Origin of the sequence: Paenibacillus alvei DSM 29 (assembly GCF_000293805.1) — a bacterium.
Classification (GTDB): Bacteria; Bacillota; Bacilli; order Paenibacillales; family Paenibacillaceae; genus Paenibacillus_B; species Paenibacillus_B alvei.
In genome coordinates, this window is record NZ_AMBZ01000003.1 from 335768 (window position 1) to 354336 (window position 18569).

Below are 18569 nucleotides of genomic sequence, written 5' to 3' on the forward strand. Positions count from 1 at the left end.
TTTAGCAGGGATCTCCTGATAAAGATCGAACTATGTTCAAGGAGACAACATGCATCTTACCTTATGGGGCTTATGGTGCGTTTTTTAATTCATTGTATAAAGGATAGATGTCAGATTGACAAGGAGAGGTGCCGAATGGCCGTACACGTAATCATAGGTGACTTATTGAATGCGAAGGAATCTATTATTGGACATCAGGTAAACTGCCAAGGGGTAATGGGCTCAGGCATAGCGAAGGTGCTGCGGGAAAGATACAATACATTGTATCCAAGCTACAAGCAGTATTGTGATCAACATCAAAGTCCGGATGAGCTGCTTGGCAAGTGTCATATCGTCAAGGAAGGTTCCACACATATAGCGAATCTGTTCGGTCAACTGGACTATGGCAGACAAAAGGGTAGAGTGTACACGAACTATGAGGCGCTCCGAACCTCCCTAACTACGTTAAGAGAATATGCCGTACAGAACCATCTATCTGTTGCTTTGCCATATGGTATCGGCTGTGGGTTAGCGAATGGAGATTGGAATGTTGCAAGTGAGATCCTTGAAGAGGTATTTGCCGATTATGATGTTATACTGTACAAGCTAGAAGGATAAGCTCGATCATAATCATTCTATAAAATAAAGATAGCGGACCGCATAGGGGGCGGCATTTATAGATTACAATTCAATGTCGGTGCTGATCGACAGGTGCTGAAAGGATTGCGGCTCACTCAGCTCAGGCAGGTGAATAAGGAAGATCACTTCAACTTTGTATCTGCCTTTCGGTAACGGCTTGCCTTCATTATCTTGGAAATTCCATCGCTCCTGAAAGATAATCTTTTCATCTCGTTTCAATGTCCGTTCAACTACTTCTGCGGTAAATAACTTATTTAGCGACCAACGATAAACTTCCTTGCCATCTTCATTCGTGACGATGAAGTCATACGGTTGCGAGCCGTAAGAAATGACCAGATCTGCTCCAGAAACATTTTGTATTCCGAAATGCAATGTTACGTAGTCGTTATGCTGCTCTGTTGAAAGAAATGTTGTGATCATATGACACGTCTCCTTCTCCGTTTGAACTAATGGATATCTCTGTATCTTTGTTAGATACAAAAAAATCAACCTCATCCCTCATACGCGATACTGCTGCAAAATGTTCCAATTCTACATAAGCGCGTTACACCTTAAGAAGGTGGTTCTTCTATTCTTCTCGGTTCCGCAACGATAGCGTTACCCTATGCGATATGCGGCAAAGCCGCTGCACCTGGCTTCGGTACAACGGCAGGAAATCAGTTATCAAGTTATTGTCCGGTCGTTTATTCCTTTTGCATAATCTTTACTATATACAATTCTACCAATGTTATATCCAATATGTATCATAGAATAACTTTACGATCAAGCTTGTAGCATGCAAACCACAATCCAGCCCCATATTTATGCTTCGTGAAGCCCTGTCCCCATTAATGCCCAGAATAGCAAGGCATGACGCAGGAAGCCTTTTTTCATTTTAAGATCAAATATTGAAATCTGGATGATTCCGTCCCAGCACCCGCTGCCGTCTGTTCTTGCTCCTGCATCCAACCCTCTTAATGGTAAGATGAGAATTTCCTACGAGCCTTGTTGAAAAAAGTGCCTAGGCACTTCCTATTTTGTTGAAAAGATGCAATGGGTGAACATGAAAATGCGGCATGTGTTGAGATTTTTTCAACAGTTGCTGATCGTACAAGCACATTTTCCTTAATATGGTTGGTATAATATATAAAATATGGAGAGGGGCTGGAGGGATTGAGTACGGGGGGATTTGTCCTTATGGTCATTTCGACAATCGTATCGTATACACTGGGAATATGCGTGTTGAATAAATTTCATGGACGAAAAAATAAAGGGGAAATTTTGATACGCATACTAAAAAGAGCCATAGGATGTTTTTCCTACGACTCTCACAATTATTTTATCGAATACTCATTTACTTCAAACGTTAGTATTTTATCGAAAATCACATAGTCTTTGCGGCTGCTGAACGGCCCCTTGTTATTGTTATGCTTATTTATGGCGTAGGACGCTGTACCTGAACCGGCTTGTTTATTTTCATACCAGTTGATAAAGTCGTTTACTTCTCCCATGCTTAAGTCAAACTCCTTTTCCAACCCCGTTGTCATGGTAACGACTAGAATGGCTCTTTCGCCTTGTACGGGTTCCGGTTCTGGTTTAGGTTCGGGCTTAGGCTCTGGTTTGGGTTCCGGCTCCGGAGTTTTCGGATCAAACGGTTGTAATGTGCTGCCGTCAGGCAAATCCAGAGCAACGACATATAAGTAGTCTGTCGTGTTGTTCACGATTTCAACGGAATGTTCTTTTGACGCCAAAATCGGACTTTCGTACATGATTCTCCAAGTGCTGTCATCATTCCCGATTAGCGAGAAATTTCCTGTTTTTACTCCGTCAATATAAACATCAATATCCTTCGAGCCATTGCTCCAATAATAGGAAATGAATCGGAATTGTTCTCCGACAAAATTAAATTTCATCTTCGAGCCGCTTGTGTACCTTACGTTTTTAGTACAGCTCGACACCTCGCAGACTTTCCATTGTCCCTCGTACGATATGTTGAACTCATTATAAGGGTATCTTTTCCAACCGCTCTCAGCATCTTTGGACTCTTGCCCAGTACTTGAAGCAAATGCATGAAATGAAAATGATAATACAAGAAAGATTGATAATACAACAGGCAGTAAGTATTTTTTCATGAAATTAAGTCCCCTTAAGTGCGTAATATATGAACATATTATCGGGTCAAAAAGGGATTGTCTAAACATAAACTCCCATAAAATGATAGAAATAGAATATAACTGAAAAAATTATGCATTTGGTGCTTGAAGAATCGTACTCTTTAGAAGAGTTTCAACATCAAGATCGTCTTGAATAATTTGGTAATTAGATTTATAGTAAGTATGATGTCAACATACTAACCGGTCAGTATGTTGAGCGAAGGGAGGATATGCAATGAATTTCGATTATTCCGAGAAGGTTGAATCTATGCGGAAAACGTTGCTGGAATTCATGAATGATGTGGTATATCCGCAAGAACGAAAGTACGAGGAGTATCTTAGTCAGGCCGGCAGCAGATGGGAGATCCCTCCGATCATGGAACAGATGAAGGAGCAGGCTAAGCGGGCTGGTCTGTGGAACCTGTTCCTGCCGGACAGCGAATACGGTGCAGGCCTCAGCAACCTAGAATATGCGCCCCTGTGCGAGATTATGGGACGTTCCCTGATTGGCCCAGAGGTATTCAATTGCTCGGCGCCGGATACGGGCAATATGGAGGTGCTTGTGCGGTATGGGACGCGGGAGCAGAAGGAGAAATGGCTTGTTCCTCTGCTTGAAGGAAATATCCGTTCATGTTTTTCGATGACGGAACCGGATGTCGCGTCCTCGGATGCAACGAACATCGAAGCGACCATTGAACGGCAAGGCGACGAATATGTCGTAACCGGACGCAAATGGTGGTCTTCCGGTGCCGGAGATCTGCGCTGCAAGGTGGCGATCGTGATGGGGAAGACGAATCCGAACGCGCCGGCCTATGAGCAGCAGTCTATGATTCTCGTGCCGATGGATGCTCCCGGTGTAAAGGTCAAGCGCATGCTGCCCGTGTTCGGCTACGATCACGCGCCGCATGGACATGCGGAAATAGAGTATGATCGCGTACGAATACCGCTGGATTCCATGCTGTGGGAACCGGGCAAGGGATTTGCCATTGCACAGGGAAGGCTCGGTCCGGGACGCATCCATCATTGCATGCGCTTAATAGGGGCGGCAGAGCGGGCACTCGAAGTGTTGTGCAAGCGCGTACGGCAGCGTACTGCATTCGGCAAGACGCTAGACCGTCAAGGCGTCGTGCAGGATTGGATTGCCACCTCGCGTATTGAGATCGAGCAGGCGCGACTGTTGACGCTAAAGGCGGCTTACATGATGGACACGGTCGGAAATAAAGCGGCAAAAGCGGAAATTGCCATGATTAAAGCGGTCGCTCCCAATATGGCGCTTCAGGTCATTGACCGGGCCATTCAAGCGCTTGGGGCCGCAGGTGTCTGCGAAGACTTCCCGCTTGCCTCGCATTGGGCCAATGCAAGAACACTGCGCTTGGCGGACGGGCCGGATGAAGTGCACAAGGCGGCCATCGCCAAAATGGAACTTCGCAAATACGAAGAGATGAAAGCGATTACGATGTAAAAAGGGTAGAGAAGATTAGATAGTACGGAACGAGACTTTAGCCTTTTCATGAATGGGGGATGGAAGGTGAACGTCAAGCAATTATTTGACTTAACGGGTAAAACGGCTGTTGTAACTGGCGGCGGGCGAGGGCTCGGAGAGCAGATTGCTCAAGGCTTGGCAGAAGCGGGGGCGAATCTCGTTCTCTGCTCGCGCAGGGTCGACGCATGTCTGGAGACGGCGGCCCGAATCCATCGGGATACGGGCTCATTATGCCATGCGATGGCTTGTGACGTCAGAAATCCGGACGACGTGCGGCGTGTGGTGGAACAGACGGCGGAAAAGTTCGGACGCCTCGATATTTTGGTGAACAATAGCGGGGCCTCCTGGGGCGCGCCAGCTGTCGATATGCCCCTCGAAGCTTGGAATAAGGTAATGGACATCAATGCGACGGGTACGTTTTTGATGTCACAGGCGGCAGGGAAGATCATGATTGAGCAGCACGGCGGAAAAATCATTAACATCGCTTCCGTGGCAGGTCTGGGCGGTTCGGATCCGGCATGGCTGGATGCTATCGGCTACAGCGCGAGCAAGGGCGCGGTCATTGCATTCACGAAGGATCTCGCGGTCAAATGGGGCCAGCACAACATTAATGTCAATGCGATCGCGCCGGGATTTTTTCCGACCAAGATGACCCGCGACGTTCTTCTACATGGAGGCGAACAGATAGTAAGCCTTACCCCGTTGGGACGGTACGGATCTGATCGCGATCTGAAGGGGAGCGTCGTATTTTTGGCATCCGAAGCTTCCGATTACATTACCGGTGCGGTGCTGACTGTGGATGGGGGCATGACAGCCATGTAACTGTCCCTGAATCACGATCCATGGCATTGTCTCTTCCTCTTATCCAGTAAAGCTATCTTGAAAGAATGAAGGAGGTCTGCATACCATGACGTCCAGGCAAGAGGCGTTACCGCAGGATACGATTCCCGTTCGCAAGGGCGAGGAGTTGAACGTTGCTGCGCTAGAAGAGCATTTACGAAATCATCTCGATATTCCGGAAGCCCCATTGGAAGTAGAGCAGTTCGGGGCGGGGCATTCCAATTTAACATACGCGATACGCAGCGGGGATTGGCAGGCAGTAGTGCGCCGTCCTCCACTGGGGCCGGTCGCTCCTAAAGCACACGATATGCAGCGCGAATATACGATTCTCTCAAGGCTGCATCCGTTTTTTTCGCTTGCGCCTCGTCCTTATTTATATTGCGGGGATCTCTCAATCATCGGCAGTCCTTTCTTCGTAATGGAGCGTCGGAACGGACTCGTGTTGGATCGAAGCTTTCCTTCGGATGTGGAATATACGCCGCAGCTGGGCAGGGATATTTCCGAAACGATGGTCGCGACTTTGGCTCGGCTGCATGAAGTTCCTTACCGTGAAACGAATCTAAGGGCGATTAGCCAGCCTGACGGCTTTATGCGTCGGCAAGTGCATGGCTGGATAGAACGTTATGAACGCGCCAAAACGGATGAGATTCAGGGGGAAGAGAAACTCAAAAAATGGCTGGCCGATTTCCTGCCGAATTCGCAGACACCGACCGTCATCCATTATGATTATAAGCTGAACAATATCATGTTCGCAGGCGACAATCTTACAGAGATAGTCGGCGTGTTCGACTGGGAGATGGCTACGGTGGGCGATCCAATGGCGGATGTTGGAGCAGCGCTCAGTTACTGGTTCGAACCGAATGATCCGCCGGAGCTGCTGCACGGCTTGGGGCATGTCCCGCTTACGGTTCGCCCGGGCTTCATGTCGCGTGCCGATTTCCTAGAGGCTTATGCGTCAAAAAGCGGTCGAGATGTATCGGAGGCCCATTACTACTTGACCTTTGCTTACTTTAAGCTGGCGGTTATCTGTCAGCAAATTTACTACCGTTGGAAAAAGGGTCAGACGAGCGATGAGCGCTTCGGCCGTTTTAATGATACCGTGCAGACGCTGATTGCACACGCCTGGCAGCAAGCCGAACGGGGCGAGCTGTAAATTAGATCACGATTATTGCGCAAGATAGAGTTGCGATTCATCACATTAGGGAGGTTCTTTGAGATATGGGCAATGAGCATTTACTTGTACAAAAAGTAGGGCATGTTCTGTCGTTGAAGCTGAATCGTCCAGAAAAGCTGAATGCGTTCAGTCCTTCCATGATTCGGGGGATAATCGAGTCGCTGGAGGAGGCGAAGAGAAACGCAGACATTCGAGTTATCTGCTTGTCGGGAGCGGGACGCGCCTTCAGTGCAGGCGGGGACGTGACGACAATGAGCGGCGCAAAGCCGAATAATGTTTACGATCACATTGGGATGTTTAATGAACTGGTACATTCCATTAAAGAAATAGAGAAGCCCGTCATCGCGGTCGTGCATGGATTCGCGGCAGGGGCAGGCTTCAATCTCGCGTTAGCTTGCGATTTGATTGTTGCAGCCAATGATGCCAATTTTGCGATGAGCTTTGCCCAAGTTGGTCTCATCTCCGATGGAGGAGGATTGTTCTTCTTGCCGCGCCTCATTGGCATACATCGAGCCAAGGAATTGCTATTCAACGCCGAGCCGATCGATGCGGAATATGCCCACCGCTTGGGTATCGTGAATAAGCTGTATCCTTTGGAACAATTGGAATCCGGTGCGCTGGAATACGCTTCGCGCTTGGCGAAGGGCCCCATTAAGGCGTATGGGATGCTTAAGAAAATCGCCGACCGGTCGCTGACTTCCTCGTTGGATGATATTTTGGAACGGGAAAGGGTTACACAAGCCATGATGGTCACGACCGAGGATCACCAGGAAGGTGTTCGGGCGTTCATCGAGAAGAGACAGCCTTCATTCAACGGTTTGTAGCACTTGTCGTTTTTATTCGTTCTGAATGACAAAATGGTTAGCAATGAGGAGGCGATTTTTGATGACGCAATCCCATTATGCGCACTGGCCCGCGCGAATGCCTGTTTCCATTTCAGTTCCGGACACAACGCTTACTGACAACCTGGAGGTTTCTGCCCGCCGTTATCCGGAAAAGACGGCAATCATTTATTATAACAACTCTATTTCCTATCGAACCTTATGGAAAGAGGTCAATTTGATGGCCGCCTATTTGCTCCATCTCGGCGTAGAGCAAGGCGATCGCGTGCTGTTATATATGCAGAACAGTCCCCAATATATTATCTCCTATTACGCAATCATGCGATCCGGCGCTATCGTTGTACCCATCAATCCTATGAATCTCACCGAAGAGCTTGCTTATCTTATTGAAGACAGCGTCGCAAGAGTCGGCTTTGTCAGCCAAGAGCTGTATTCGCGTATCGAACCGTTGTTATCAGATCGTTGCCTCGAGCGCATCATTGTTGCTACCTATTCGGATTATTGCAGCAATGTAGGCGAAGAAGTGCCTGACATCGTCAGGGCACCTCGTCTTGAATCGATATCCCCTCAAGCCGTGTCCTGGACGGAAGCCATGAAAGTAGCGGCTGTACATCGGGTCTCCTTTCCGAAGACAGAGGGGAGTGATCTGGCGGTTCTTCCCTATACTTCAGGCACGACCGGCAAGCCAAAGGGCTGCATGCACACTCATAAATCCGTACAAGCAAACGTGATTTCATCAGCTTACTGGGGAGGATTGACGCCGGAGTCGAAAGGGTTGGCGACACTACCCTTCTTCCATGTAATCGGAATGATCCACGGCATGCACGTTCCCATTTTTGTCGGTGCAGCCATGGTCATCATGACGCGTTGGGATCGCAACACGGCTGCCCTATTGATGGAACGCCACAAATGTACGTATTGGACAGGAATCAGCACGATGATTATTGACTTTTTAGCCAACCCCGAGCTTTCTCAGTACGATTTGCGTTCGCTCATGCTGATTAACGGTGGTGGAACCGGGCTGCCGGAGGTCGTAGGCGAGAAGCTCTATCAAGCTACGGGCCTGCGATTTGTAGAAGGGTATGGATTATCCGAAACGATGGCGCAGACGCACTGCAATCCGCTTGATCGTCCGAAGCTGCAATGTCTTGGCATTCCAGCCTTCGGCGTAGATTCCCGAATCATTGACCCTATGACACTCGAAGTAAAAGGACCGGGGGAAGAAGGAGAAATTATTGTAGACGGACCGCAGTTATTTAAAGGCTACTGGAACGATTCAGAAGCTACGCGGGACGCTTTTGTAAAGGTGGAAGGCAAATCGTTCTTCCGCACGGGGGACATTGGGCGTTACGACGAGGATGGGTACTTCTTCATCGTAGATCGAATGAAACGCATGATTAACGCCTCGGGATTCAAGGTATGGCCGACGGAAGTGGAATCAATTCTATATCGGCATCCGGCGATTCAAGAGGTATGCGTCATCGGTATTCCGGACGAGCGCAAGGGAGAGGAAATCAAGGCTTACATCGTCCTGCGTGAAGGGGATCGCGGCAAGGTGTCGGAAGGCGATATTATACGCTGGGCGCAGGAGCATATGGCAGCTTATAAATATCCGCGCGTTGTCGAATTTGTTGCTTCGCTTCCGGTTACCGGCAGCGGCAAAATTTTGTGGCGCAAATTACAGGAGGAGGCATGGAAGAAAGCTGGGGAAAAATCGAGCTCCAGATAGAAAGTACAGTATCGACGATTTGAAATTTGAATATCCATTTGTTCCCTTTACATGTCTCTATTGTTCAAGCTAACATAGAAACATATTATTCGACATGAGGGGAGAATCACGCTTGGAGCAGTCCATGAAGGATAAAATCATCAGGCACAGTATTGCGCTGTTCGAATCGAAAGGGTTCAGCGAAACCTCGATTCAAGATATTGTCGATACGCTCGGCGCGACAAAGGGCACCTTCTATTATTATTTTACGAGCAAAGAGCAGCTTTTGACGCATATTCATCTGCAATATATTGACTATCTTCTAGCGGAACAGCGAACCATTTTTGATCAACCGGATAAATCCTGTCAGGAAAAGCTGGCTGGCATCATCAACATGATGATTCGGGAAATCGCGGAAAAGGGCGCCAGCGCACGGATATTTTTTCGTGAACTTATTCATATATCGGGCGATGATCTGGATGTAATCAAGGGGAAGCGGGATCAGTTCCGGTTCAATTTTCAGTCCGTTATCGAGCAGGGAATGGAGAACGGAGAATTTCGCAATGATATCCCGGCCGATATGATGACATTCGGCATCCTTGGTGCTTGCAATTGGTGCTATACCTGGTTCAATCCGGATGGCGCTATATCCGATGTCGAGGTTGCTTCGATCTATACGAAGATGTTTTTAAACGGCATGAATAAGCAATAGCGGCCATTTGGAGCAGCATGCACTTATTCTAATGGTATGCGTCTGTACATGCCAAGAGAGTGCGGAGCCGTATAGTCGAATCCATACTGCTTGTACAACTGATCTGCGGGTACGTCTGCCAGCAGACTGACATAGGCGCCTTTGGCGGCATGCTGATCCAAGTAGGATGTAATTTCATTCATGATAACCTTGCCTAAGCCCCGTCCTTGGTACGCAGGCTCGACAGCAATGTCGACGACTTGGTAGAAGCAGCCGCCGTCACCGATAATTCTTCCCATGCCGATCAATTCGCCTTCTTGTCGCAGCGATACCGCAAAGATGGAATTGTGCAATCCTGTACGAGCACCGTCAAGCGACTTGGGACTTAAACCGGCACGCATTCTTAATTGACAATACTCTTCAGGCTGTGGAGCTTCGTGAATCACGGCAACTTCATTGCTTTCTTTGTCCATCATAGAGACCTCCGATTCGAATTATCTCTGACAAGGAGCAGACCAAGCAATCCGTGGTCTGCTTTTTGTATGTGCAAGACATGCCTCGCGTAATCGTGAGTATCGTACACCTAACTATTTTATATAGGTTCTACTTAAAATCGTTCATTTCCTCTTTTCCCGCTGGAACTTTAGTAGATAATGATCCAGCTCTTGGCTTATGAGAATTACCTTCTCGTCGGTAAGGCTTTTTCTCTCAATTGCTGCTTCAAGCAGTTGCTTCCGAATTTGCTCGATTTTGTCCTTCAAATGCTTTTTTTTCTGGTCATCAGAATTGGACTGGGCGATAGCCATTCACCCTCTCTACCTTGAAAAATGTTTTGGCTCCTTTTGGCTCCTATAATGGAAAATATACCACATCATATATTTTTGAACCTGAAAAATTGCTGAATGTGTTCCATTGACATGATTCATGGGATTGTCGTATTGAGGACATTTTATCCTAAGAAATTCGAAGTTTGGGGAGCTAATATGTTGTTTATCGGAGTTACGTTAGCGTTTATGAAGGTTTTTCTATAAAATGGGTAAAAAGTACAAATGCCAATTTGCATAGCGGGATAGCGAATTTGAGCAAAAATGAATCATTGGCGGAACCGAATTATGGATAAAAGAAATGTTAGGCTCATAGTGAGCGCACGCTTCTGTCACCATCTCGTGTCAGATATTGAACAATGATAGGAATAGACCGTTTCTGGTAGGGAAACGGTCTATTTTACTTTCTACTCGGTTTTGAATTTCGAGGAAGCCTCTCTTAGCTGCTTGGTTAATGCATCGATCTCTTCAATCATGGAGGCCAACTGTTGAACCATAGCCGATTGTACTTGAATCGTGGAGGTTACCTGCTCAACAGAAGCAGACACTTCTTCGCCAGAAGCGGACAAGTTCTGAGCCAGCTCCATCACGTCCTCTTTGCCCCGCTTCATGTTGTCCATTTCGTAGGCCATGCCCTTGATTTGCTCTGTAATGTCAACAACATTGTTCAAAATGGCTTCAAACGCCAGCTTCGTATCATCAACATATTGATTTTGCTTGGCAGACACATCTTGAAGGCTTCTTACTGATCCATTTGCCTCCTGCGCCAAGCTAAGGTTATCTGTGATGATTTCCTCGATCTCGCTAGACTGCTTCGCACATAGCTCAGCCAATTGTCTTACTTCGGAAGCGACAACGGCGAATCCTTTGCCATGCTCCCCAGCTCGTGCAGCTTCTATCGATGCGTTAAGGGCGAGCAAGTTCGTTTGCTTTGCAATCTTGCCAATGGTTTCCGTAATGGAGGCAATCCGCAAGGAGCTTTCCTCCAGCTTGGCCGTGATGGCTGCGATTGAAGCAACTTCCTGTTCACTGTCACTATGAGTATGGATCAACTGATTCACGACTTCATTTCCACTATGGAAGACTTCAATGATGGAATCCGTCCGATCCTTCACAGCGGATGACAATTGATTGACAACTGCTATCTTATTCCCGAGATCGCCGAACTTATTCACGATATGCTCGGTATCGAGCGCTTGGGATTCCATTGCTTTGGCGATTTCCATAGTCGTAATCGATGTTTCTTGAATGGATATCGTCGTTTGCTTAGAGGCGGCATCCAATTCGTTAGTACTTGTGTTCAAGTGCTCGATTGAACGATTCATTTGGGAAATCAAGCTCTTATTTTGTTCAACCATGACGTTGAAGCTATCCGCCAAGTCTTTGAACTCACTTTTGTAGTTCCCTGTTGCAGCGACAGTGAGATCTCCAGACGCCAATCGTTTGAATAAGGCGGTTAATCTGCCGACTGGACGTGTAATAGAGCGGGAAATGAGCAGTCCCATTGTTAAGGACAAGAGCAGAGCACCGAGCGTAATGAGCGAGATCTTGGAAAATAGCCGATCAAGTGGGCGCTTGATGTTGACATAACTTTCTTTAGCGATAACGGTCCAATCTGCTCCTGGAATTTTAGAATAGCGAATATAATGCTCTGCATCGTCCAGCTCACCGCGAATAATGTCTGCGTTTCCTGTAGCCTGGAGAATCGGATTCAGCTTGTCGGATTGGAAGCTCTGTCCAACCGATGCTTCATCCTGTGAGTTGAACACCGTATGTCCGACCCGATCGAGGATGATCACGGTGCCGTGCTCGTTGCCGGCAGTATGCTTTAGCTGTTCTACAAAGAAAGAGGTATTTACCGTTGTAATAAATACTCCGGCAACCTTGGTATCGTCCGCAAAAACAGGCTCTGCAAATACGACTACTTGATTACCGGTGCTTTTGGATAATAGCGAATCACTGATGAAGGGTTGTATGACATTTTGCGCAAAGAATGGGGTTATGAAGGCGTCGTGCTGTCGGACTGGACGGCGGTCAACGATCGTATTCGCGGTCTCAAGGCCGGACTTGATATTGAGATGCCAGGACCTGCGCATTACAATGCAGCTGCAATCGTGGATGCAGTTCAGAATGGTACCCTGTCGGAAGAGCAGCTGGATAAGAGTGTGCGTCGCATTCTTACACTGGTTGAACAGGTAACGGCTAAAGAAGAGAAGCCGAATACGGCTGCAATTGATTATCATGAGCTGGCGAGAAAAGCAGCGGCTGAGAGCATTGTACTGCTCAAAAATGATAACGGCATTCTGCCGATCGACCCTGCTAAGGCCCAATCTATTGCCGTGATCGGTACATTCGCGAAGAAGCCGAGAATTCAAGGCGCCGGAAGTGCCGAAGTTACGCCAACGCGTGTTGACATCCCGTGGGAAGAGGTGCAGAAGATTGCTGGCGAGTCTGTACAATTCAGCTATGCGGAAGGCTACCCGAAGGATGAGCGTATCGATGAGGCCATGATTGAAGAGAGCGCAGCGCTTGCAGCGAAGTCTGATCTCGCGATTCTGTTCGTCGGACAACCCGAATATGCGGAGTCCGAAATGCATGACCTAGAGAGCATCGATTTACCCGAGCATCAGGTGAAGCTGATTCAAGCGGTAGCGGCTGCACAGCCGAGATGTGTTGTCGTAACAAGCAGCGGTACGGCAATGGCGATGCGTCCTTGGGTACAGCATGTGCCGGGCGTGCTCCACTCCTGGCTGACAGGGCAGGGCTCGGGTCGTGCGATTGCGGAAATTCTGTTCGGCTTGACGAATCCATCTGGCAAGCTGTCTGAGACGTTCCCAGTGAAGCTGTCCGACAATCCATCCCATATGCGAATTCGCGGAGAGAACGGCAAGCTGTATTACCGTGAAGGACTGTTTGTCGGGTACCGCTATTATGACCGCAAGGAGCTTGCGCCACAATTCCCATTCGGTCATGGATTGTCCTACACGACCTTTGCTTACTCGGACATGAAAGTCAAGCAGCATGACCGCCGCGTAACCGTGTCTTTGCAAGTAGAGAATACGGGGACAGTAGCTGGGAAAGAGGTTGTTCAATTGTACGTTCACGACGAGGAGTGCAAGTGGACACGTCCGGAGAAAGAGCTCAAGGCCTTTGCCAAGATCGAGCTTCAGCCGCATGAGAAGAAGGAAGTGGTATTCGAGCTGGAAGAGCGGGATTTTGCTTACTACAATACGAAATACAATCGTTGGGTGGCAGAAACGGGCTACTTCAAGCTTGCCGCAGGCAGCTCATCCCGAGATATTCGCCTGACAGAGCGCGTATTCTGTGACTTTGGCAAAGAAGAGATATCCTTCCACAAATTCAGTCTGTTAAATGACTGGATTGCTGATCCGCTTGCCAAATCAGTATTGGAAAAGTGCTTCAACGAGATGAATAAGCATGTTATCGACCAGGTGGTTTTGAATGAAGGCTTTGTCGGATTCTGGGGAGACTTCCCTGCGATTAAGGTGCTTCAAATGTTCGGTCAGAACTGGCTCGTTCATCGCTCTCCGGATCAAGTGATGGAAGAGCTTATTGCCGAGGTGGAGCGCGAGCGCCGTCAAACGATTCAATAAAGGCAAGATACGCCGTAGATATTCAATAACTTCATTTGTTAGGAAAGAGCGAATTCCCCCATGCATGCCATCGGGGGATTTTTGCGTCTGCTCAGTGCGGATCTCGTCCATGCATCGTAAGAGGTGTGCTGCATCGTATGAATTAAGCCGTTTGAATCCATGTATCTGTTAGGAATTTATAATTCGCTCGCCCTATGGCTGATTCAAAAAAACGTTCATTGAAACGGATAATAGGGAAGGAAATCATTTGCCATATAGCCAGGGTGAGGATAACGATAATACGGAATGGCGGATCCGGCGCCAGATGTAGAGTATCCGTAAGCTGGATGCTCCGCTGTCTCTGCATGCGGAATGCGATTATGGCAGTCTGCCGGTGGTCCAATGACAACCGTCTTCGTAATCGGGGACAAAGTGTCCTTTATTTTTGCCTCATCAAGGCAATATGAGTGAGCCCATGCTTCTGGTGGTGTCAAACGCAAAATGTCCGAACCGAAGATGACCTCAGGAGTCGGTGCATCGAAGATTGCGATAAGATGCGTATTGTCTTCATTCGCTATCTCATAATGCCACCAAGCCTGTGGAACGTTAGCTACCTGACCAGGCTTAATTCGAAAGGTAAGCAGTTGGTTTGTGAACGGATTAATCAGACTTACAGTGGCCTCTCCTGTTACGCAATATACCAATTCGCTTGCATTCTGATGGATATGGGGCTCAACCGTATTGCCGGTGCTTAAGTAGATATCCAGCAAAGAAACGTTTCCTAACGTATTCAACTGGCTGATGCCCAATACGTTAATATAATTGTTTGCGTCTTTGCGAAAGAACAAGGACTGATTGACATCATAAGCAAAATGGGCATCCGGTGAAGCGAAATCAATAGAGTTGTTATTCACCACTGCTCGTAACCTGCCTTTGCAAAAAGTTGTATGCCACATCATATGTGTTCGCCTACGAGACGTGAGCCCATTTTCTAACTTATTGGAATGAAATGATAAGGTGAGGTAGAATATGAGTGGGAATCTAAGGAAATTTTCTAGATGCAAGGATAGAGGCACAGAGAGTGCGATGAAGGATTGGGGGCGATATGATCTTGAAAAATGATAGCTATGATATCATATGGAAACGAATGCAAGAAGAAGGGCTTGAATACTGCAAAGTGTCGCTGGAGCCTGTAACCATGATCCAAGGAAGGGTCATATGTGCCGATACGGATCGCAGCTTCGTGGAGTATGAAGTGCGATGCGACGAGCTAGGATGTACATCAGAAGTTACAGTACGGTATACAAATGAACAACAGACGAGAACACTGAAAGTGGAGCGGGATGCTCAAGATTGCTGGAAGGTAAATGGAGAAGCGCGTGATGACCTTAACGGAGCGAAGGACATCGATATTGGGGCGACGCCTTCTACGAATGTGCTGCCGATCCGTCGCCTGAAGCTGGAGAAGGGACAACAGGCTGCGGTTACGGCGGCTTGGGTATGCTTCCCCCAATTTACAGTGCAGCCGCTTCTGCAAACGTATGCGCGAACAGGAAATAACACGTATATATACCGTTCTGCAAGCGGATATACGGCACAGCTTAATGTGGATCAACATGGAGTTGTGATTGATTATGCTGATCAATGGAAGGCATTATAAGGTACATGAATAGATTAAGCAAAAAGCAATGAAGACAGGAAGGAACCTCTTCCTGTCTTTTTTCATGGAAGTAAAAACCGCAGCGAACTTTAAAAAAGAAGGGGAAGTTTTGTGAATCTGTATATTACTAGAAAATGTGAAGAAACTAAAAAAGTGATCATGAACGTAGAAGGAGACCTGAAACTTGATGAAAAAAGCGATATTTCTAATTACACTTATGACAGCACTAGGGGTGTATACAGCATGTGCTGATGCAACGTCTTCAAAGGTGTCCGGAACTGAGCCTTCAACGCCGGCTGCACCAAGCAACGGTGTCTCTAACCCTCCAGCTGCACAGAATCAGACAAGAGCCATCAGTGAAGAAGAGGCTAAGAAGATTGCATTACAGCAAGTAAGTGGCAAGGTCATTCATATTGATCTGGATTCTGACAATGGAATGCTTAAGTACGAAGTGATCGTAATGACAGATCAGGGCAAGGTTTACGAAGTGGAGATTGATGCAGGTACGGGCAAGATGCTGAAGGTGGAGCAAGAGGATCAGTCTTAATCATCTGCTGGGGTACTTGATTAAGGGCAGACCTCATGTCGGATACGATCCTGTCATGGAGGTCTGCCTGAGTCAGCTTGCACATTCATTTAATCCCGTTGCTATGCTTAAGACATGAATGAATTGCGCGTGTACATTGATTTTGTTACTTGTTTAAATGGTTGGTCAAGTAGCTGATGATTCCATCTTTTGCATCCTGCGAATATTCCCAGACCATTGCACCGCCCAATCCATGCTCCTTTATATAGGCCACCTTGGCCTTCAAGGCTTCCTTATCCTCATATGAGATGAAGGTATCCCCATTGAATAAGTAAGCCGCCTTGGCCGTATCATCGAAATAACGCTTGAAGCCCTTCTTATTCAGGTATTTGCCAACGATCGTATTATAGCTTAGATCAACCTTGTCAATATCGATAGGCTTGCCGATTGAAAAGGCCCCATTTCTGCCCGGTTCGCTCTTGACCTTCTCCCAACCGTAGGAATAGGCAGGTATGCCAAGCAGCAGCTTTTTGCTGTCAACATCGTGTGCTTTGTATCGTTCTATGATGTCATGGACACTATCCTTTGCTTTGCCTCTCGCATCCTTGTACAGGTTTGCATTATAATCAGTCGTGTCTGACCATCGGCCTGTCAAGTCATAACTCATGACATTAATATAGGTGACGTACTTCTCAACTTCCTTCACATTAACCTTCTCGAAATACCAATCCTGCGTACCTGCGGCGAAGGTAAGAATATATTTCTTATGCGTATGCGGAAGCTTGTTGAGCTTTTCCCTTAAATCCTTCATAAGCGCGGTGAAGTTCACCGTATCTTCCGGGCGAGCCTTTATCGTACCCCATGCATCGAAGGCTGGATATTCCCAGTCGATATCAACGCCATCTAAATCCAGCTCCTTGACTGTATTGATGATGCTGTCGGTAAAGGAATATCGATTGCCGTCCAGGGAGGCGTCCGAGAAGCCATCGGCATTATATCCGCCTACGGCGAGCACGAATTGAGTCTGCGGATGCTTCTCCTTCAGTTTGACAATGTTTTGCTTAATCCGTTCATTTTCGGCCTTGTCTTCGTGAAAATAGATGTTCGTCTTATCAATACGCGCAAACGCAATAAATGCGATGTCAATCGCTTGATCCTTCCAATCGATTTGGCTAAAATCCTTCCAGATCGGAATATAAACCGATGTGATTTTCTGTTCGGCTTGGCTGCTGACATGATAGGCATAGAGGGACATTCCGGCTAAAAGGGCAACAATGAATAGCTTCGTATAAATACTGATTTTCATTTATGCTTACCCCTTTCCACCAAACAGTACGGTAGTCATGACTTTGCTGAGATTCAACATTTTCACAATCAGGTAGCTGGCTGTAAATACAGCAATGACATTGAAGATTAACACGTAGGACGTCTGAAACACAGTCGCTTCCGTTTCTGCTCTTTGGGTGATGAGCAATTCAATCAACAAATGGATCAAATAAATACTGAAGCTGGCCTTTGAGATGGAGCCTATCATTTTTTGCAGCTTGTAGTTTATCCGCTCATGCAGTGCATGCTCCTTTTCCTTGAACCAAATGAAAACCGCAACCGCCATAAAGAAGGTCGTAATGGAGTAGTTGCCATAAAAGGTTTCATCCAACGTTCCAAGATGCTGAGAAGCGAAGTAGGTGGCAATTGGCGTAATGAAAAAGGAGGCAATACCTACATTAAACAGCACGTGCTTCCATTTGTCTGGCAAGCCATATGTGTATAAATAATGTCCCAAGATAAAATAGCCAAGAAATCCAGTAAACATTGGGATGTTGAATAAGGGTATGGTGAAATACTGCCCTGTCACCTTAAGCACGATATCCGACAGGAAGCGATAACCGATACTGATTGTGAACCACATCGTCAAATAATACCGCAGATCCTTCTCGCTGCATGCCTGGACGAGCTTGCTAATTAACGGAATGGTCATATAAATGGCTATGATCGCGTACAAGAACCAGAGATGGACATAGTTGCCGTCTGTCAGCAGCTTATAGCCGAAATCCTGCAGGAATGCAAGTGCATTCATGTGGGTGTTAACGATAACGTATTGATTGTAAAGCGCATAGATGAATGACCAGCTAATGAGTGCAATTGCAAGCGGAAGCACTCTTTTTATGTAAAAATCTTTGTATGTTGTAAATTTCACCCGCAGCATCATGGCACCGCTGATCATGAAAAACACAGGAACAGCAAATCTCGAAATGGAGTTGAAAATATTGCTGACCCACCAAGATGATGAATCAAAATTATTCGTTCTTGTTAGCAGGTCTGCGGTAATATGCAGCACGATGACGGCGAGAATCGAAAGAATACGCAAAATATCTACATATATGATCCGATTGTTTTTTATAATACTCTCCATGTTCTCCCTCCCGGAAAATACATGCGGCTATCTTTTTTTATGCCGCTATGCAGGTTATACAGATA

At 47.0% G+C, this 18569-nt stretch carries 19 protein-coding genes; 10 read left to right on the forward strand and 9 right to left on the reverse strand.

All coding sequences use genetic code 11. The features are described from left to right. Positions 1-135 precede the first annotated feature (135 nt). Positions 136-597: a macro domain-containing protein gene (locus PAV_RS11895; RefSeq protein ID WP_005546415.1), complete on the forward strand. Its 462-nt coding sequence runs from the start codon at positions 136-138 to the stop codon at positions 595-597. A gap of 63 nt (positions 598-660) precedes the next feature. On the opposite strand, the gene PAV_RS11900 is transcribed toward PAV_RS11895, so the two are convergent. The 3 genes from PAV_RS11900 to PAV_RS11905 form a co-directional block, all read right to left on the reverse strand. Beyond that, positions 661-1038 (reverse strand): BsuPI-related putative proteinase inhibitor, encoded by a 378-nt coding sequence (locus PAV_RS11900; RefSeq protein WP_005546416.1) that lies wholly within the window; start codon positions 1036-1038, stop codon positions 661-663. 381 nt (positions 1039-1419) lie between these two features. Then, a complete protein-coding gene (locus PAV_RS34615) occupies positions 1420-1566 on the reverse strand; it encodes a hypothetical protein (RefSeq protein ID WP_157266787.1) in 147 nt (48 codons plus the stop codon). Between the two features lie 365 nt (positions 1567-1931). Then, entirely contained in the window at positions 1932-2729 is a 798-nt protein-coding gene (locus PAV_RS11905) for a hypothetical protein (RefSeq protein ID WP_005546418.1), read from the reverse strand. A gap of 256 nt (positions 2730-2985) precedes the next feature. Here PAV_RS11905 and PAV_RS11910 point away from each other — a divergent pair, with 256 nt between their 5' ends. The 6 genes from PAV_RS11910 (at position 2986) to PAV_RS11935 (ending at position 9509) form a co-directional block, all read left to right on the forward strand. Next, on the forward strand, positions 2986-4212 hold the full coding sequence (locus tag PAV_RS11910; protein ID WP_005546420.1) for an acyl-CoA dehydrogenase family protein: 1227 nt from the start codon (positions 2986-2988) through the stop codon (positions 4210-4212). A 66-nt stretch (positions 4213-4278) separates the two neighbouring features. Next, complete coding sequence (locus tag PAV_RS11915; protein WP_040735814.1) at positions 4279-5055, forward strand: SDR family oxidoreductase; 777 nt, start codon at positions 4279-4281, stop codon at positions 5053-5055. An 85-nt stretch (positions 5056-5140) separates the two neighbouring features. Further along, positions 5141-6226, forward strand: a complete 1086-nt coding sequence (locus tag PAV_RS11920; protein ID WP_005546424.1) for a phosphotransferase family protein — start codon at positions 5141-5143, stop codon at positions 6224-6226. A gap of 65 nt (positions 6227-6291) precedes the next feature. Next, the gene (locus PAV_RS11925) at positions 6292-7071 is read left to right on the forward strand and encodes an enoyl-CoA hydratase/isomerase family protein (RefSeq protein ID WP_005546426.1); all 780 of its coding nucleotides are present in this window, start codon (positions 6292-6294) and stop codon (positions 7069-7071) included. A 61-nt stretch (positions 7072-7132) separates the two neighbouring features. Then, positions 7133-8818, forward strand: coding sequence for a long-chain fatty acid--CoA ligase (locus PAV_RS11930; RefSeq protein WP_005546429.1), 1686 nt, complete (start codon positions 7133-7135; stop codon positions 8816-8818). 124 nt (positions 8819-8942) lie between these two features. Further along, positions 8943-9509, forward strand: a complete 567-nt coding sequence (locus PAV_RS11935) for a TetR/AcrR family transcriptional regulator (RefSeq protein ID WP_005546430.1) — start codon at positions 8943-8945, stop codon at positions 9507-9509. A gap of 23 nt (positions 9510-9532) precedes the next feature. Here the strand turns inward: PAV_RS11935 and PAV_RS11940 are convergent, their stop codons facing one another. The 3 genes from PAV_RS11940 to PAV_RS11950 form a co-directional block, all read right to left on the reverse strand. Beyond that, positions 9533-9961, reverse strand: a complete 429-nt coding sequence (locus PAV_RS11940) for a GNAT family N-acetyltransferase (RefSeq protein WP_005546432.1) — start codon at positions 9959-9961, stop codon at positions 9533-9535. A gap of 144 nt (positions 9962-10105) precedes the next feature. Further along, on the reverse strand, positions 10106-10294 hold the full coding sequence (locus PAV_RS11945) for an aspartyl-phosphate phosphatase Spo0E family protein (protein ID WP_005546433.1): 189 nt from the start codon (positions 10292-10294) through the stop codon (positions 10106-10108). A gap of 425 nt (positions 10295-10719) precedes the next feature. Beyond that, positions 10720-12408, reverse strand: a complete 1689-nt coding sequence (locus tag PAV_RS11950; RefSeq protein ID WP_081505727.1) for a methyl-accepting chemotaxis protein — start codon at positions 12406-12408, stop codon at positions 10720-10722. Here PAV_RS11950 and PAV_RS11955 point away from each other — a divergent pair. Then, positions 12295-13926: a glycoside hydrolase family 3 C-terminal domain-containing protein gene (locus PAV_RS11955; RefSeq protein ID WP_005546437.1), complete on the forward strand. Its 1632-nt coding sequence runs from the start codon at positions 12295-12297 to the stop codon at positions 13924-13926. The genes PAV_RS11950 and PAV_RS11955 overlap by 114 nt on opposite strands. A gap of 215 nt (positions 13927-14141) precedes the next feature. Here PAV_RS11955 and PAV_RS11960 read toward each other — a convergent pair whose 3' ends face one another. Continuing rightward, complete coding sequence (locus tag PAV_RS11960; protein ID WP_051135113.1) at positions 14142-14861, reverse strand: cupin domain-containing protein; 720 nt, start codon at positions 14859-14861, stop codon at positions 14142-14144. Between the two features lie 149 nt (positions 14862-15010). Between PAV_RS11960 and PAV_RS11965 the strand changes: the two genes are divergently transcribed. Beyond that, entirely contained in the window at positions 15011-15565 is a 555-nt protein-coding gene (locus PAV_RS11965; protein WP_005546441.1) for a putative glycolipid-binding domain-containing protein, read from the forward strand. A 187-nt stretch (positions 15566-15752) separates the two neighbouring features. Next, complete coding sequence (locus tag PAV_RS33370) at positions 15753-16112, forward strand: PepSY domain-containing protein (protein ID WP_005546442.1); 360 nt, start codon at positions 15753-15755, stop codon at positions 16110-16112. Positions 16113-16257: 145 nt separating this feature from the next. Here the strand turns inward: PAV_RS33370 and PAV_RS11975 are convergent, their stop codons facing one another. Next, positions 16258-17397 carry a glycoside hydrolase family 18 protein gene (locus tag PAV_RS11975; protein ID WP_005546445.1) on the reverse strand — a complete coding sequence of 380 codons (1140 nt, stop codon included), beginning with the start codon at positions 17395-17397 and terminating at the stop codon, positions 16258-16260. Between the two features lie 6 nt (positions 17398-17403). Continuing rightward, positions 17404-18504, reverse strand: coding sequence for an acyltransferase (locus tag PAV_RS11980; protein ID WP_005546447.1), 1101 nt, complete (start codon positions 18502-18504; stop codon positions 17404-17406). Positions 18505-18569 lie beyond the last annotated feature (65 nt).

What these genes read in the sequence shown, in the direction of transcription:
- PAV_RS11895 (WP_005546415.1), top strand. Translation starts at nt 136, where the DNA reads ATGGCCGTACACGTAATCATAGGTGACTTATTGAATGCGAAGGAATCT.
- PAV_RS11900 (WP_005546416.1), bottom strand. Translation starts at nt 1,038, where the DNA reads ATGATCACAACATTTCTTTCAACAGAGCAGCATAACGACTACGTAACA.
- PAV_RS11905 (WP_005546418.1), bottom strand. Translation starts at nt 2,729, where the DNA reads ATGAAAAAATACTTACTGCCTGTTGTATTATCAATCTTTCTTGTATTA.
- PAV_RS11910 (WP_005546420.1), top strand. Translation starts at nt 2,986, where the DNA reads ATGAATTTCGATTATTCCGAGAAGGTTGAATCTATGCGGAAAACGTTG.
- PAV_RS11920 (WP_005546424.1), top strand. Translation starts at nt 5,141, where the DNA reads ATGACGTCCAGGCAAGAGGCGTTACCGCAGGATACGATTCCCGTTCGC.
- PAV_RS11925 (WP_005546426.1), top strand. Translation starts at nt 6,292, where the DNA reads ATGGGCAATGAGCATTTACTTGTACAAAAAGTAGGGCATGTTCTGTCG.
- PAV_RS11930 (WP_005546429.1), top strand. Translation starts at nt 7,133, where the DNA reads ATGACGCAATCCCATTATGCGCACTGGCCCGCGCGAATGCCTGTTTCC.
- PAV_RS11935 (WP_005546430.1), top strand. Translation starts at nt 8,943, where the DNA reads ATGAAGGATAAAATCATCAGGCACAGTATTGCGCTGTTCGAATCGAAA.
- PAV_RS11940 (WP_005546432.1), bottom strand. Translation starts at nt 9,961, where the DNA reads ATGGACAAAGAAAGCAATGAAGTTGCCGTGATTCACGAAGCTCCACAG.
- PAV_RS11945 (WP_005546433.1), bottom strand. Translation starts at nt 10,294, where the DNA reads ATGGCTATCGCCCAGTCCAATTCTGATGACCAGAAAAAAAAGCATTTG.
- PAV_RS11950 (WP_081505727.1), bottom strand. Translation starts at nt 12,408, where the DNA reads ATGCGCAGGTCCTGGCATCTCAATATCAAGTCCGGCCTTGAGACCGCG.
- PAV_RS11960 (WP_051135113.1), bottom strand. Translation starts at nt 14,861, where the DNA reads ATGTGGCATACAACTTTTTGCAAAGGCAGGTTACGAGCAGTGGTGAAT.
- PAV_RS11965 (WP_005546441.1), top strand. Translation starts at nt 15,011, where the DNA reads ATGATCTTGAAAAATGATAGCTATGATATCATATGGAAACGAATGCAA.
- PAV_RS33370 (WP_005546442.1), top strand. Translation starts at nt 15,753, where the DNA reads ATGAAAAAAGCGATATTTCTAATTACACTTATGACAGCACTAGGGGTG.
- PAV_RS11975 (WP_005546445.1), bottom strand. Translation starts at nt 17,397, where the DNA reads ATGAAAATCAGTATTTATACGAAGCTATTCATTGTTGCCCTTTTAGCC.
- PAV_RS11980 (WP_005546447.1), bottom strand. Translation starts at nt 18,504, where the DNA reads ATGGAGAGTATTATAAAAAACAATCGGATCATATATGTAGATATTTTG.